This window comes from Terrirubrum flagellatum (genome assembly GCF_022059845.1).
Taxonomy (GTDB): domain Bacteria; phylum Pseudomonadota; class Alphaproteobacteria; order Rhizobiales; family Beijerinckiaceae; genus Terrirubrum; species Terrirubrum flagellatum.
Genome location: NZ_CP091851.1, coordinates 2762038 through 2775391 on the forward strand (window position 1 = coordinate 2762038; position 13354 = coordinate 2775391).

Genomic DNA, 13354 nt, shown 5'->3' on the forward strand with positions numbered 1-13354 from the left:
CCGCAGGCTCAACCGCGCGACAGGCGGCGCGCATTCTTCCTCACGCGCGCATAGGCCGGACGCGTCGCGGCGTCCGCCACAGCGTTCAGGCCCGAGGCGAAGCTGCCAATGTCGCCCGGCTGCAGTGCGAGATGGGTCCAGAGCTTCGCCGTCGCGCCGAAGGCGGCGATGGCGCCTTCCATGCCCGCCTCCCATTTCTCTGTCGTGGCGCGCAACGCCTCGCGCCGCGCCGGCCAGGCGAAAGGGTCGCAGGCGGCCTGAATCAGAATCGGCGTTCGCAGCGCAATGGTCACCGCGGCGGCCTGCGCGCTCGATGCGGCCGACCAGAAAGACGTCATCCAGTCCTGCGCCGCGTCAGAGGCGGCCTGTCGGGCGTTGCGCATTGAACTCTCCTGCGGGCCCCCAATGTAAAGGGCGGCCCGCCTGTTCCCAAACCGGGCGGATTCCGCTACTGAACCGCCCTTCCGCGACCTTTGTAAAGGATGAGCATGTCCAAAGAAGAACTTCTCGAATTTCCCGGCACGGTGTCGGAATTGCTGCCCAACGCCATGTTCCGGGTAAAGCTTGAAAACGATCACGAAATCACCGCGCATACGGCCGGAAAGATGCGCAAGAACAAGATCCGCGTGCTGGCCGGCGACAAGGTGCTGGTCGAGATGACGCCCTATGACCTGACCAAGGGTCGCATCACCTATCGTTTCAAATAATTTCCGCGATTCGAGCGCCTGACCTTGGCCCATTCCGGCTCCTGGCGACCCAAGCTGATCCTCGCTTCCGGCTCGCCGCGCCGCCTGGCGCTTCTCGAACAGATCGGCCTCAAGCCCGACGCGCTGCTCCCCGCCGACCTCGATGAAACGCCCCTCAAGGGCGAGAAGGGTCGGCCGCACGCGGTTCGCCTCGCCCGCGAAAAGGCGCTCGCCGCCGCGGCCGTGGCCGCCAGGACGAGCGAACTGGAAAAGAGCTTCGTGCTTGCCGCCGACACCGTCGTCTGGGCCGTGGGACGCATTCTGCCGAAACCCGATCTGGTCGATCAGGCCGCGCAATGCCTGCGCCTGCTCTCCGGCCGCTCGCATCGGGTCTACACCGCCATCGCGCTGGTGACGCCCGAGAACAAGCTCAGGCAGAAGCTCGTCGAGACCCGCATCCGCTTCAAGCGGCTGTCTAAGGACGATATCGAATCCTATCTCGCGTCAGGCGAATGGCGCGGCAAGGCGGGAGGCTACGCCATTCAGGGCCTCGCCGGCGCCTTCGCGCAGAAGATCGTCGGCTCCTATTCGTCGGTCGTTGGGCTGCCGCTCAACGAGACCATGACGCTCTTGGGCGGCGAAGGTTTCCCCGTCCATTTCAACTGGCTGAACGCCGCGTGACGCGGACTGCGCCTCAAATGAACGACAACGCTTCAACCACGACCGACGCCGCGAAGGCCTGCCCGATCTGCGGCAAGCCGCGTGACGCGCGCTTCCGTCCCTTCTGTTCGAAGCGCTGCGCCGACGTCGATCTCAATCGCTGGCTGAAGGGCTCCTACGCCATCCCCGTCACGGAGAATGATGATGAAGATGGCGAGGACGCCGCGGAGATACAGCCGCGCCGGGATTAGCGGTGCGATCAGTGGGTGCGATAAGTCCGCGTCGCGGCCGGGCGCGCATCGGCGATAACGGTCTCGCCGGCGACGCAAGTCTGACCGAGACCAACGAGCGGCGTCACGCCTTCCGGCAAATAGACATCGACGCGCGAACCGAATCTGATGAGGCCGTAGCGCTCGCCCGCCAGCAGCGTTTCGCCTTCGCGCGTGAAGGAGACGATGCGGCGCGCGATGAGGCCCGCGATCTGCACGATGCCGAAGCGCTGGCCGTTGCTCTCGATGATCATCGAGGAACGCTCATTGTCATCAGACGCCTTGTCGAGATCGGCGTTGAGAAAGAGGCCGGGACGATAGGCGATCTTCTCGATCCGGCCGGGAACCGGCGCGCGATTCACATGGCAGTCGAACACGTTCATGAACACCGAGATGCGCGTCATCGGCAGATCGGAGAGACCAAGCTCCGGCGGCGGAACAGCGGACGCGATCATCGACACGCGGCCATCGGCTGGCGAGATCACCAGCCCTTCCGCCATCGGCGTCGTGCGCGCGGGATCGCGGAAGAAATAGCAGCACCACATCGTCAGGATGAATCCGATCCATCCCAGCGGCTGCCAGATGTAAGACAGGATCGCCGTCGCCACCGCGAACGCCAGGATGAAGATGTAGCCTTCGTGATGGATCGGAACGATCTGCTTGCGGATCGAGTCGATGACGGACATGTTTCCCTCAGTTCAATTCAGCGCGCTTGCGCGCATCAAACAGTTAGCGAAACGCGCACGCTCGGCGCTTCCGCGTCACGCGCACGCTTGATGGTTTCCTCGGCTTCGGCGACCTGCCGCTGGCGGTTCCACAACGCAGCGTAGGCGCCGTCCAGCGCCAGCAGTTGCGCATGGGAGCCGCGTTCGACGATCACGCCCTGATCGAGCACGATGATCTCGTCGGCGTTGATGACGGTCGAGAGCCGGTGCGCGATGACGACAGTCGTGCGTCCCTTCGAGACGCGATCGAGCGCTGTCTGGATTTCGCGTTCGGTGAAGGTGTCGAGCGCGGATGTCGCCTCGTCGAGCACAAGGATCGGCGGCCCTTTCAGGATGGTGCGCGCGATCGCGACACGCTGCTTCTCGCCGCCCGAGAGTTTCAGACCGCGCTCGCCGACCGACGTCTCGTAGCCCTCAGGCAGACTGCGGATGAAACCGTCGATCTGGGCCAGCCGCGCCGCCTCCTCGACCTCCGCGTCGGTCGCGTCCCAACGGCCATAACGGACATTGTAGCGGATGCTGTCGTTGAACAGCACCGTGTCCTGCGGGACCATGCCGATGGCGGAGCGCAGCGACACCTGCGTGACCTCGCGGATGTCCTGCCCGTCGATCGTGATGCGCCCGCCCTGCGGCTCGTAGAAGCGGAACAACAGGCGCGAAATCGTCGATTTGCCTGCGCCCGATGGTCCCACGATTGCGATCGTCTTGCCCGAGGGCACCTCGAAGGACACGCCCTTGAGGATCGGCCGTTCCGGCACATAGGCGAAATGGACGTTCTCGAAGCGCACCGCCGCTTCGCTCACCTTCAGATCGGGCGCGCCCGGCTTGTCCTGAATTTCCGGCCCCCGCGCGAGCAGCGTGAACATCTCCTCGATGTCGAGCGAGGCCTGCTTGATCTCGCGATAGAGCGTGCCCATGAAATTGAGCGGCTGGTAGAGCTGCAGCAGCAGCGCGTTGATCAGGATGAAGTCGCCGATCGTATTACGTCCGTCGCGGATCGCCTGCACGCAGAGCGCCATCGACAACATCAGCCCGATCGAGAAGATCAGCGCCTGCCCGAAATTCAGCGCCGCAAGCGACTGATAGGCGCGGATGCTGTTCTTCTCATAGGTCGATACCGACTTGTCGTAGCGCTCGGTCTCGCGCTTCTCCGCGACGAAATATTTCACCGTCTCGAAATTCAGCAGCGAGTCGATCGCCTTGGTGTTGGCGTCGGTGTCGCTCTCATTCATCGAGCGTCTGATGCTGATGCGCCAGTCCGTCGCCTTCACCGTGAAGAACATGTAGACGCAGACCATGGCGACGAGGATGACGACATAGCGCCATTCGAACTGCCAGAGCAGAATCGCGATCAGCAGCAGGAACTCGACGATCACGGGCACGAGCTGGTTGAGCCCGAGCCTGACGAGCTCCTCGATGGCGTTGCGGCCGCGCTCCAGCACGCGGGTCAGGCCGCCGGTCTTGCGTTCGAGATGGAAGCGCAACGACAAACGATGCAGATGCGCGAAGGTCTCGAGCGCAAGGCGCCGCACCGCATGCATGAACACCGGCGCGAAGACGGAGTCGCGCAGCTGAATGAGAGCGGCGGAGAGCACGCGGGCCAAACCATAAGCGAGCGTCAGCGCCAGCGGCGCGGCGGCCAGCCATGGCCAGAGTTCGGCCAGCCCGACCGAACCGTGGCCGCCGCCGGCGAGTGCGTCGGTCGTCCATTTCAGCGCGTAAGGGATCGCCAGCAGCATCAACCGCCCGGCGACCAGCAGAACGAAGGCCGCAACCACGCGCGTCTGCAGGTCGCTCCGATCCTGCGGCCAGAGATAGGGCCAGAGCGAGCGGAAGGCGGACAGGAACCCGCCCTTCGGCGGCGGCGCGGCGCGCGTCTCTGTCTGCGGGAGGGCGATGGACATCAGGAACTCGGAAAAGCGCGGCGGCGTCAGGCATATAGGAACGGCGACCCGGCAAGGCGACCGCGGCGCCCTCATGCCCGGTTTGGCGGCATCGGAGCAAGCGCGATCCGCTCCCGGCCGATACACTGAGCCATGCCTGATCTGATTCGTTCCGTCTGCGTCTATTGCGGCTCAAGCCCCGGCCACGACCCCTCCTATGCCCAGGCCGCAAGGGAACTCGGGCGCATTCTCGCCGAGGAAGGCGTGAAGCTCGTCTATGGCGGCGGCGGCTCCGGCGTCATGGGTGAAATCGCCCGCGCCACGCTCGCCCATGGCGGCCATGTGCTTGGAATCATCCCCAGCTTTTTGAGAGAGCGGGAGGTTCAGCTCAACGAATGCACCGAGCTTGTCGTCGTCCCCGACATGCATGTGCGCAAGCAGCGCATGTTCGATGAGGCCGACGCGTTCGTCGCGCTGCCCGGCGGCGTCGGCACGCTGGAAGAACTCGCCGAACAGATGACCTGGGCGCAGATCGGCCGGCACACAAAGCCGATCCTCATCGCAGATGTCAGCGGCTTCTGGCGGCCGCTTCTCTCGCTCTTCGCGCATATGCGCGAAGCGGGCTTCATCCGCGCCGAGAACGAGGTGAAGCCGATCGTGGCGGAAAAGATCATCGACGTGCTGCCGATGCTCCGCGCTGCGGCGCAGCGCACGGCCGCAGCAGGAACGCCGAATTCCGAAATCGTTACGCGGTTTTAGTTCGCGCCGGACCCGGTTTTTCCACATCGAGGCCGCACCCTCGCCACGGTCCGACCTCAGTGCTAGCAGTTGTGCCATCGAAGGCCGCCCGGGCGATGGGCGGCTTTGACGAAACGTGAGGGGACGCTCCATGAAGTTTACGGTCGTTGCGCCGGTATGCGCCGCTTTTGCTCTGGGACTTTTCGCGAGTGCGCATGCGCAGACCCAGACCGCGCCGGCGGCCCAACCCGACGCGACCGCGCAGCCGGCGAAGCCAAAGCCAAAGCCGCGCAAGGACAAGAACAATGCGGCTTCCGTGACCATCACCAACGGCCGCACCGCGCCGCTGCAGGCTTTCGAACTCAGCACCGACGCGCAGCCGCCCGTCATCGTCGCGAAGCTGTCGAAGCCGCTGGCGCCGGGCAAATCCGCCACGCTGCCAATCAAGGGCAAGCATGGCTGCTCCTTCGACGTGCGCGGCGCCTTCGCCGACGATTCCACCGTTGAGAATGACGGCGTCAATGTCTGCAAGGATGGCAAGCTGCGCCTCAGCGAGTGACTCGCAACGCCGGCGCGCTGGAGCAACGTGCGGAAAAGTGGGAACCGGTTTTCCGCGAAACGTTGCGACAAACAAAGAGCTGGAGCGGCGCGTCGATTCAATCTTAACGCGCGCCGCTCGAATCAGACCTTCGCGCCGGCCCTGATCAGCTTGTAGGTGATGGAATCGACGAGCGCCTGGAACGAGGCGTCGATGATGTTCGAGGACACGCCGACCGTCGTCCAGCGCGCGCCGCTTTCATCGACGCTTTCAACAAGCACGCGCGTCACCGCATCCGAGCCGCCCTGGAAGATGCGGACCTTGAAGTCCGCAAGGCTCATCCCCTCGATCAGCGACTGATATTTGCCGAGATCCTTGCGCAGCGCGAGATCGAGCGCGTTCACGGGGCCGCTGCCTTCGGCCGCCGAGATCAACGTCTCGCCGGCGACCTTCACCTTCACCGTCGCTTCTGAAAACGTCACGAGCTGGCCGACCGCGTTGTAGCGGCGCTGGACGTTCACGTTGAAGCGCTCGACTTCGAAGAAACCAGGGACTTCGCCGAGCGCGCGGCGCGCCAGGAGATAGAAGGACGCGTCGGCGCCCTCGAAGGCGTAGCCCTGCGCCTCCTTCTCCTTCACCTCGTCGAGCACGCGCCCGATGCGCGGATCGTTCTTTTCGAGCTTCACGCCGATGCGATGCAATTCGGCGAGCACATTGGACTTGCCGGCCTGATCCGACACGAGCACACGCCGCGCATTGCCGACCGTTTCAGGCGGCACATGCTCATAGGTCGTGGGGTCTTTCACGAGCGCGGAGGCATGAATGCCGGTCTTGGTGACGAAGGCGTTGGCGCCGACATAGGGCGCATAGCGGTTCGGCGAGCGATTGAGGATTTCATCGAGCGCGCGCGACACGCGCGTCAGTTCGCCAAGCGCCACGTCGCTGACGCCGATTTCATATCTGTCCTTCAACTCGGACTTGAGCTTCAGCGCGCCAATCAGCGTGACGAGATTGGCGTTGCCGCAGCGCTCGCCAAGGCCATTCAGCGTGCCCTGAATCTGGCGAGCGCCGGCGCGCACCGCTGCAAGGGAGTTCGCCACCGCGCAACCGGAATCGTCATGGGCGTGGATTCCGAGGTGATCGCCGGACACGACGGTTGCGACATCGGCCACGATGCGTTCGACCTCCTGCGGGAGCGTGCCGCCATTGGTGTCGCACAGCACGACCCAGCGCGCGCCTGACTCGTGGGCGGCCTTCGCGCATTGCAGGGCGTAATCGCGATTGTTCTTGTAACCGTCGAAGAAGTGCTCGCAATCGACCAGCGCCTCGCGACCGGCCGCGGTCGCGGCCTTCACGCTGTCGCGGATCGAGGCGAGATTTTCTTCGGGCGTCGTCTCCAGCGCGACGCGGACATGCAGGTCCCAGGATTTCGCGACGTAACAGATCGCGCTCGCTTTCGCGTCGATGAGCTGCGCAACGCCGGGATCGTTGGCGACGGAGCGGCCCGGCCGGCGCGTCATGCCGAACGCCGTCCACTTCGCCTTCATCTCGCGCGGCTTCGCGAAGAGATCGGTGTCGAGCGGATTGGCGCCGGGATAGCCGCCCTCGACATAGTCGACACCGAGCTCATCGAGCAGGTTCGCGACCGCGAGCTTGTCGTCGAGGGAGAAATCGACGCCCGCCGTCTGCGCGCCGTCGCGCAGCGTGGTGTCGAAGAGATAAAGTCGCTCTTTCGTCATTGCGGGCGCCGTTCCGGCGTTTCCGCCGTGAGGGGCTTCTCCATGCTGGTGTTGGCGAGCCATTCGCCGGCGCGGTGGACCGAATTGCGCTGCTTCATGACGAAGCCGCGATGCTCGAAGAATTCGAGAGCGGTGTCGCTCGCATCGACCGTCATTTTCTTCGCGCCGCGATTGCGCGCAAGTTTTTCAAGCGCGTCGAACAAAGTGGTCGCAAGCCCCTGCCCGACATAATCAGGATGCACGTAGAGATGATCGACATGCTCATTGTCCTTCAGCGACGCGAACGCCGCCGGTTCATCATCGACGGTCGCGATCAGCGTGAGATGCTGCGTGACGCGCTTGACGAAGGCGTCCTCGTCTTCCGCCGCGCTCATCCAGGCTTCGCGCTGCGCTTCGCTGTAGTCGTCGGCGGTCAGTTCCTCGACGCTTGAGAGGAAGATGTCGACGAGCGCCTTCGCATCGGCGGGGAGATAGGGGCGAAGCGCGATGGCGGTCATGGGCGCGCTCCCCGTCCCCGGAACGGTGAAGCGCAGCGGAACCGCGTCCGGGGTCCAGCGAAAGACTCGCGAGCGACTTGCCACGCCGAAGCAAAACCATCGGTTTTGCGAAGGCGGGAGCGAGCACGATACTCAACAATGAAAGAAGCGCGCCTGCCGGCGCGGATTCTTTCTCTGGGCTCCGGTCTCCCTTCCGCTCGGCTCCCTCCTCGCTGCAGGGAACCGGGGACGGCGGAGCGCCTTTCACCGCAACAGCGATGCTGCAATTTCGGCGTCCCTCTCCCCGCGTCATGGCCGGGCGTGGCCCGGCCATCCACGAATGATGACGACGTTGCAAAGAATGACGTGGATGGCCGGGCCACGCCCGGCCATGACAACTGGAGGTGTATGGAAGCAAAACACATCATCGCCTCGCCTCCCATGTCGTCGTGCCGTCCTTGTTGTCCTTCAGCACGACGCCCATCGCGAGCAGTTCATCGCGGATGCGGTCGGATTCGGCCCAGTTCTTTGCAGCGCGGGCTGCTGCACGGGAATCCATCAATGCTTCGATTTTCAAGTTGAAAGCATCATCGGTGGCCGCCTTAAAAAGGTGAGCCTGTTCGTGCGCGTCCCATGCCCACCGTCGAAGACCCAGAAAATCCACTGTCGAAGCGAGTTCAGTAGCAGCAATAGCGCTGCCCGCTCGCGCCGACGAAGCCAAGCTGTGCAGGTGCGCCAGCGCTGGCGAAAAATTTAGGTCATCAGACAATGCGGAAATGACCTCGTTCGAGACTTTCGTGGGCGCATCCTGAGGATTGGTAGCGATATGGAATGGAGCCAAAGCTCGCCACCAATTCTCGATAATCTGGGCATTTTCCTCCAACGCCCTTACCGTCCAGTCGATCGGCTGACGATAATGCGTCTTCAGCATCGCAAGGCGCAGCACTTCGCCCGGCCATGAGCGGCCGCCGAACTTGTCCGTCGTCAACAGCTCGTTGATCGTCACGAAGTTGCCAAGCGACTTCGACATCTTCTCGCCTTCCACCTGCAGGAAGCCGTTATGCATCCAGACGCTCGCCATCTTCACAGGGCCATTTTCTTGGCCAAAGGCGCAGCAGGTCTGCGCGATCTCGTTCTCATGATGGGGAAAAATGAGATCGAGCCCGCCGGCATGGATGTCGAAGGTTTCGCCAAGCAGCGCGCCTGACATGGCGGAGCATTCGATATGCCAGCCCGGCCGACCATAGCCCCACGGCGACTCCCAGCCCGGCTCCGTCTCGGGGTTCGACGGCTTCCACAGCACGAAATCCATGGGATCGCGCTTGTAGGGCGCGACATCCACGCGCGCGCCAGCGATCATGTCGTCGATCGAGCGACGCGACAGCCGGCCATAGTTCGGCATCGACGGCACATCAAACAGCACATGCCCTTCCGCCGCATAGGCGTGGCCGCGCGCGATCAGCTTCTCGATGATCCGCACCATGTCGGTCGGCTGCGTCGCGCTCGCGACAAAATCCGTCGCGCGCGGCTCATGCGTCGGCCTGAGCGCGCCAAGCCCGTCCACATCTCTGTGGAACTGCGCCATCGTGCCATCAGTGAGCGCGCGAATTTCCTCGGTCAGCGGCCGCTTCTTCGTCCAGCGTTCGAAGGCGCGCGTGTTGATCTTGTCGTCGACGTCGGTGATGTTGCGGACGTAAGTGACGTGATCCGCGCCATAGAGATGGCGCAGCAGCCGGAACAGCACGTCGAAGACGATCACCGGCCGCGCGTTGCCGATATGCGCGTCGTCATAGACGGTCGGGCCGCAGACATACATGCGCACGTTTTTCGGATCGAGGGGAGCGAACTCCTCCTTCGTCCGGGTCAGCGTGTTGTAGAGCCTGAGCTTCGGTTGCTCGACCATGATGTCCCGTCCCTGCCGCTGGCCGGGCGCCGGTTCATGAGGGGATCAGGACGAACGACGACAGGCCAGCGATGTGCGCTAGCTGCAAATCGAAATGAGGCTGATGAGCCCGGTCGTCATATCGGTCCTATGCGCGCGCGCTGCGCCTCCGTCAAGCCACTCCCGCCGTTCCGGCAGGTGGCGGGAGCGGCTTCCGACTGTTAACGGGTCATCAACCTATCGCCGCCGAGTCGCCTGGGGACAACACGTATTCCTTCCTAGCGGCAACTTTCCGTTAACCGCCTTCAGGCTTGATCGGGCGTCATTTTCGCCCGCCCGACCGAGAATCTTATGCTTCGCGCCCAGTTGCTCAGAACGAGCGTCATCATCGCCGCCATGGCCGCCTTGTCCGCCGTCTGCAGCGTCGCCCGGGCGGAAGAGCCCCGCAGCTTCATCCTGCCGGAGAATGACGGCTATGGCGTCGGCGAGTGCCTGGCGCAGGGTCCGAAATCGAGCTGCGGCCGCGTCGTCGCCGACGCCTGGTGCGAATCCAAGGGCTACGCCAAGGCGAAGACCTTCGGCCGCGGCGACATGGGCGACGTGACGGGATCGGTGAGGCCGGGCGCGACCCCGGTCGCCGATGCGCCGGCGCCCACGATGGTGATCATCACCTGCGACGGCTAGAGCAGAAGATCAGCCGCTGATCCACTCGCCGCATTTCGGCGCGTCGCCGGTCGCCCCCCACGGCATGATCGGCACCGATGAGGTCGAGTTCTGCGGCGATCCTTCGATCAGCTTGTCGGTGTAGACGAGATAGACGAGCACGTTGCGCTTGGCGTCGCAGCCGCGGACGATCTGCACTTTCTTGAAGAACACCGACCGCGACTGGCGGAACACCACGGCGCCCTGCTCGAATTTCTCCTTGAACTTGATCGGCCCGATCTGGCGGCAGGACAATGACACGTCCGAAACCTGTTCGGCGACGCCGATCATGCCCTTGAAGCCGCCGCGCTCCGGCAGCGTGAAATGGCATGCGACGCCTTCGACATCGGGGTCGTCGACGCCATAGACCGCAAGTTTGTCGTCAGGCGTCAGGAATTTCCACACCGTCGACTTCTTGAAGATCGCATCGGGCTCCTGCGCGGCCGCGCTCATGGCGGCAAGCGCGGCGAAGCCGGCGAACAACGCCGTTCTCATCCATCGCGTCATCGCAGCCTCCTCCGAAGCCCACTGCGCGCAAATGGGACCTTAAGCCCTGCGGCGCAAGGGACGTTCACGCCGCGGGCGCGACATCCTTCGGCGGCGCGGGCGGCGCGTCGGGAATCTCGACCTCGCGCAGATCGGGATTGGGCTTGCCGAGAAAGACGCCGGCGATGAGTCCGCAGGCCAACGCGGTCGTGAGATCCCATGTCGGCGAAATCGCCGTCACATGGAACCAGACCACCTGCAGGAAGGCGACAAGAAACAACCAGAATTTCGTCACCGTGCGGCGCGACGCGCTGAGCGCGAGTTCGGGACGAAGGTCGGTCTCGGCGCCGTCATGCGCCTTCTGCCAGGCGAGCGTCACGCGGCGCAACGCCGAGCCTTCGAGCCAATCGAAGATCATCGCGAGCAAACCAATCGCGATCAGCGACAGCGCAAACCAGCGCTCGCCCAATCCGCGGCATCCATCAGCATAGACCCACACGCCGGTCACCGTCGCGGCGACGCCGTAGATCAGAGCGAACAGGCGATCGAAGCGAAGCTGGCGCGAACGATAGGCGGCGAGTTTGTCGGCGCCAGCGGCGCGATAGACCTGATCGATGTCGGACCAGGCGTAACCCTTGTGGCAGGCTTCGATGATGGTCGGCGACGCATGACCGAAGCGGCGGCGGCCCCACAATTTCATCAGCACATACACAGCAAGCGCCAGCGCCAGCAGGGCCAGCGAAACCCGACGCAGGACTTCGAGCTGGAAGCCGTCCGTCTCGACGCAGGCCAACATATCGATCATGGACGCCGTGCTCCCCGCCGCCGTAACTCGTTCAGCCTCCGTGTATCCCGGCCGGGCTCATTCCGGCAAATGGCAGACGGCGCAGAGCTTGTTGCCGTCGGGGTCGCGGACATAGGCCCCGTAATAATTCTTGTGATAGTGCGGCCGGAGGCCCGGCGGCCCCTCGCATGTTCCGCCGGCCTTGAGCACAGCCGCATGGAAGCCATCGACCATGGCGCGCGAGCCAGCGTTGAAGGCGACCATGGCCCCGTTGCCCGGACTCATCTGCTCGCCGTTGAAGGGCTTCACGACGAAAAATTGCGGCTGGCGCTGATCGACCGGCCCGTAGCCCAGCGCGCCCTTCACATCCATCTTGAGATCAACGCCAAGCGGCGCAAGCGCCGCATTATAGAATTCCTTGGCGCTCGCGATGCTGGCCGCGCCTATCGTCGTGTGGCTGAACATATTCGCCTCCCGCTGTTTGCGGGAGATTGATCAAGCGCCGGCGCCGGCGCAAGCGCGCCGGCCGCATGCCGAACCTGTTTCAGATCGCTTTCAGCGCGGCGGCGAGATCCTCGATGAGATCGTCGGCGTCCTCAAGACCAACCGACAGACGCACCGTGCCTGCGCCGATGCCGAGTTCGGCGCGCGCTTCCGGCGTGAGGCGTTGATGAGTCGTCGTCGCAGGATGGGTCATCAGCGATTTCGCGTCGCCGAGATTGTTCGAGATCTTCACGATGCGCATCGCATTCATGAAGCGGAACGCGCCGGCCTTGTCGGAATCGATATCGAAGGCGACGAGCGAGCCCTTGTTGGCGAGCTGGCGCCGCGCGAGTTCGGCCTGGGCGAAGTCGGCGCGGCCGGGATAGATCACGCGCTTCACGCCTTTCATTTCCGCCAGCGCGTCCGCGACTTTCGCGGCGTTGGCGGCGTGGCGCTCGATGCGCAGCGGAAACGTCTCGAGCCCCTTCAGCAGCACCCATGCATTGAAGGGGGAGATCGACGGGCCGGTGTTGCGGATGAAGGGCAGCAGTTCATCGATGATGAGCTTCTGACTGCCAAGCACGACGCCGCCGAGACAGCGGCCCTGCCCGTCGATGTGCTTCGTCGCGGAATAGACGACGACATCGACGCCAAGCTCCATCGGGCGATGGCCGAAGGGCGTCGCGAACACATTGTCGACGACAGTGCGCGCGCCGGCCTCGCGCGCGATCTTCACCACGGCCGCGATATCGACGAGTTCGAGCGTCGGATTCGACGGCGTCTCGAAGAACAGGATTTTCGTGTTCGGGCGGACCGCGGCCTTCCATGCCGCGAGGTCCTTGCCGTCGACGAGGGTCGACGCGATGCCGTAGCGCGGCAGCAGATCTTCGACGATGAATCGACAGGAGCCGAACATGGCGCGCGCCGCGACCACATGATCGCCCGCGCGCAGCTGGCACATCAGCGCCGCGAATACGGCGGCCATTCCCGTCGCCGTCGCGCGCGCGGCCTCCGCGCCTTCGAGCAGCGCCATGCGCTCCTCGAACATGCTGACCGTGGGATTGCCGAAGCGGCTGTACTGAAAGCCCGGCTCCTCATTCTTGAAGCGGGCCTCGGCGTTCTCGGCGCGCTCATAGACGAAGCCTGAGGTGAGGATCAGCGCTTCCGAGGTCTCGCCCCATTGCGAGCGTTCGGTCCCGCCATGGACCATCTGGGTGGCGAGGCGGAGGGAGTTGGCGGGGGCGGCAGGCTGGCTCAAGGGACGATCTCACGCGGAACGGGCCGCGTTATAACCATTTCGTTC

16 protein-coding genes are annotated in these 13354 nt (G+C 64.1%); 6 read left to right on the plus strand and 10 right to left on the minus strand.

Going from position 1 to position 13354, the window contains the following annotated elements; genetic code table 11:
• Positions 1 to 8 precede the first annotated feature (8 nt).
• On the minus strand, positions 9 to 383 hold the full coding sequence (locus L8F45_RS13425; RefSeq protein ID WP_342358391.1) for a hypothetical protein: 375 nt from the start codon (positions 381 to 383) through the stop codon (positions 9 to 11).
• 105 nt (positions 384 to 488) lie between these two features.
• Between L8F45_RS13425 and infA the strand changes: the two genes are divergently transcribed.
• The 3 genes from infA to yacG are packed head-to-tail and all read left to right on the plus strand — an operon-like array spanning position 489 to position 1597.
• Entirely contained in the window at positions 489 to 707 is a 219-nt protein-coding gene (gene infA / locus L8F45_RS13430; protein ID WP_342358392.1) for a translation initiation factor IF-1, read from the plus strand.
• Between the two features lie 24 nt (positions 708 to 731).
• Positions 732 to 1367 carry a Maf-like protein gene (locus tag L8F45_RS13435; protein WP_342358393.1) on the plus strand — a complete coding sequence of 212 codons (636 nt, stop codon included), beginning with the start codon at positions 732 to 734 and terminating at the stop codon, positions 1365 to 1367.
• 17 nt (positions 1368 to 1384) lie between these two features.
• Complete coding sequence (yacG, locus tag L8F45_RS13440; RefSeq protein ID WP_342358394.1) at positions 1385 to 1597, plus strand: DNA gyrase inhibitor YacG; 213 nt, start codon at positions 1385 to 1387, stop codon at positions 1595 to 1597.
• Positions 1598 to 1605: 8 nt separating this feature from the next.
• Here yacG and L8F45_RS13445 read toward each other — a convergent pair whose 3' ends face one another.
• Both L8F45_RS13445 and L8F45_RS13450 read right to left on the minus strand, forming a co-directional pair.
• Positions 1606 to 2301 (minus strand): phosphatidylserine decarboxylase, encoded by a 696-nt coding sequence (locus L8F45_RS13445; RefSeq protein ID WP_342358395.1) that lies wholly within the window; start codon positions 2299 to 2301, stop codon positions 1606 to 1608.
• 35 nt (positions 2302 to 2336) lie between these two features.
• Positions 2337 to 4244: an ABCB family ABC transporter ATP-binding protein/permease gene (locus tag L8F45_RS13450; protein WP_342358396.1), complete on the minus strand. Its 1908-nt coding sequence runs from the start codon at positions 4242 to 4244 to the stop codon at positions 2337 to 2339.
• A gap of 132 nt (positions 4245 to 4376) precedes the next feature.
• On the opposite strand from L8F45_RS13450, the gene L8F45_RS13455 reads away from it, so the two are divergent.
• On the plus strand, positions 4377 to 4982 hold the full coding sequence (locus L8F45_RS13455; protein WP_342358397.1) for an LOG family protein: 606 nt from the start codon (positions 4377 to 4379) through the stop codon (positions 4980 to 4982).
• A 130-nt stretch (positions 4983 to 5112) separates the two neighbouring features.
• Positions 5113 to 5520 carry a hypothetical protein gene (locus L8F45_RS13460; RefSeq protein ID WP_342358398.1) on the plus strand — a complete coding sequence of 136 codons (408 nt, stop codon included), beginning with the start codon at positions 5113 to 5115 and terminating at the stop codon, positions 5518 to 5520.
• Between the two features lie 122 nt (positions 5521 to 5642).
• Here the strand turns inward: L8F45_RS13460 and cimA are convergent, their stop codons facing one another.
• The 3 genes from cimA to cysS form a co-directional block, all read right to left on the minus strand.
• The gene (gene cimA / locus L8F45_RS13465) at positions 5643 to 7238 is read right to left on the minus strand and encodes a citramalate synthase (RefSeq protein WP_342358399.1); all 1596 of its coding nucleotides are present in this window, start codon (positions 7236 to 7238) and stop codon (positions 5643 to 5645) included.
• A complete protein-coding gene (locus L8F45_RS13470) occupies positions 7235 to 7735 on the minus strand; it encodes a GNAT family N-acetyltransferase (protein WP_342358400.1) in 501 nt (166 codons plus the stop codon). The genes cimA and L8F45_RS13470 overlap by 4 nt, the downstream gene beginning before the upstream one ends.
• A gap of 403 nt (positions 7736 to 8138) precedes the next feature.
• On the minus strand, positions 8139 to 9617 hold the full coding sequence (gene cysS / locus L8F45_RS13475; protein WP_342358401.1) for a cysteine--tRNA ligase: 1479 nt from the start codon (positions 9615 to 9617) through the stop codon (positions 8139 to 8141).
• Between the two features lie 330 nt (positions 9618 to 9947).
• On the opposite strand from cysS, the gene L8F45_RS13480 reads away from it, so the two are divergent.
• Positions 9948 to 10280: a hypothetical protein gene (locus L8F45_RS13480; protein WP_342358402.1), complete on the plus strand. Its 333-nt coding sequence runs from the start codon at positions 9948 to 9950 to the stop codon at positions 10278 to 10280.
• A gap of 9 nt (positions 10281 to 10289) precedes the next feature.
• Here L8F45_RS13480 and L8F45_RS13485 read toward each other — a convergent pair whose 3' ends face one another.
• The 4 genes from L8F45_RS13485 to metZ form a co-directional block, all read right to left on the minus strand.
• Positions 10290 to 10805 carry a CreA family protein gene (locus L8F45_RS13485; protein ID WP_425329918.1) on the minus strand — a complete coding sequence of 172 codons (516 nt, stop codon included), beginning with the start codon at positions 10803 to 10805 and terminating at the stop codon, positions 10290 to 10292.
• Positions 10806 to 10869: 64 nt separating this feature from the next.
• Entirely contained in the window at positions 10870 to 11589 is a 720-nt protein-coding gene (locus tag L8F45_RS13490; RefSeq protein WP_342358403.1) for a hypothetical protein, read from the minus strand.
• Positions 11590 to 11646: 57 nt separating this feature from the next.
• Positions 11647 to 12033 carry a VOC family protein gene (locus tag L8F45_RS13495; RefSeq protein WP_342358404.1) on the minus strand — a complete coding sequence of 129 codons (387 nt, stop codon included), beginning with the start codon at positions 12031 to 12033 and terminating at the stop codon, positions 11647 to 11649.
• A 79-nt stretch (positions 12034 to 12112) separates the two neighbouring features.
• Positions 12113 to 13309: an O-succinylhomoserine sulfhydrylase gene (gene metZ, locus L8F45_RS13500; RefSeq protein ID WP_425329919.1), complete on the minus strand. Its 1197-nt coding sequence runs from the start codon at positions 13307 to 13309 to the stop codon at positions 12113 to 12115.
• Positions 13310 to 13354: the final 45 nt, after the last annotated feature.

Bases quoted from the DNA above. Each gene is read 5' to 3' on its own strand.
- L8F45_RS13455 (WP_342358397.1), top strand. From the start codon at position 4,377: ATGCCTGATCTGATTCGTTCCGTCTGCGTCTATTGCGGCTCAAGCCCC.
- L8F45_RS13445 (WP_342358395.1), bottom strand. From the start codon at position 2,301: ATGTCCGTCATCGACTCGATCCGCAAGCAGATCGTTCCGATCCATCAC.
- L8F45_RS13490 (WP_342358403.1), bottom strand. From the start codon at position 11,589: ATGATCGATATGTTGGCCTGCGTCGAGACGGACGGCTTCCAGCTCGAA.
- L8F45_RS13460 (WP_342358398.1), top strand. From the start codon at position 5,113: ATGAAGTTTACGGTCGTTGCGCCGGTATGCGCCGCTTTTGCTCTGGGA.
- L8F45_RS13495 (WP_342358404.1), bottom strand. From the start codon at position 12,033: ATGTTCAGCCACACGACGATAGGCGCGGCCAGCATCGCGAGCGCCAAG.
- L8F45_RS13485 (WP_425329918.1), bottom strand. From the start codon at position 10,805: ATGACGCGATGGATGAGAACGGCGTTGTTCGCCGGCTTCGCCGCGCTT.
- cysS (WP_342358401.1), bottom strand. From the start codon at position 9,617: ATGGTCGAGCAACCGAAGCTCAGGCTCTACAACACGCTGACCCGGACG.
- L8F45_RS13480 (WP_342358402.1), top strand. From the start codon at position 9,948: ATGCTTCGCGCCCAGTTGCTCAGAACGAGCGTCATCATCGCCGCCATG.
- infA (WP_342358392.1), top strand. From the start codon at position 489: ATGTCCAAAGAAGAACTTCTCGAATTTCCCGGCACGGTGTCGGAATTG.
- L8F45_RS13470 (WP_342358400.1), bottom strand. From the start codon at position 7,735: ATGACCGCCATCGCGCTTCGCCCCTATCTCCCCGCCGATGCGAAGGCG.
- L8F45_RS13425 (WP_342358391.1), bottom strand. From the start codon at position 383: ATGCGCAACGCCCGACAGGCCGCCTCTGACGCGGCGCAGGACTGGATG.
- yacG (WP_342358394.1), top strand. From the start codon at position 1,385: ATGAACGACAACGCTTCAACCACGACCGACGCCGCGAAGGCCTGCCCG.
- cimA (WP_342358399.1), bottom strand. From the start codon at position 7,238: ATGACGAAAGAGCGACTTTATCTCTTCGACACCACGCTGCGCGACGGC.
- L8F45_RS13450 (WP_342358396.1), bottom strand. From the start codon at position 4,244: ATGTCCATCGCCCTCCCGCAGACAGAGACGCGCGCCGCGCCGCCGCCG.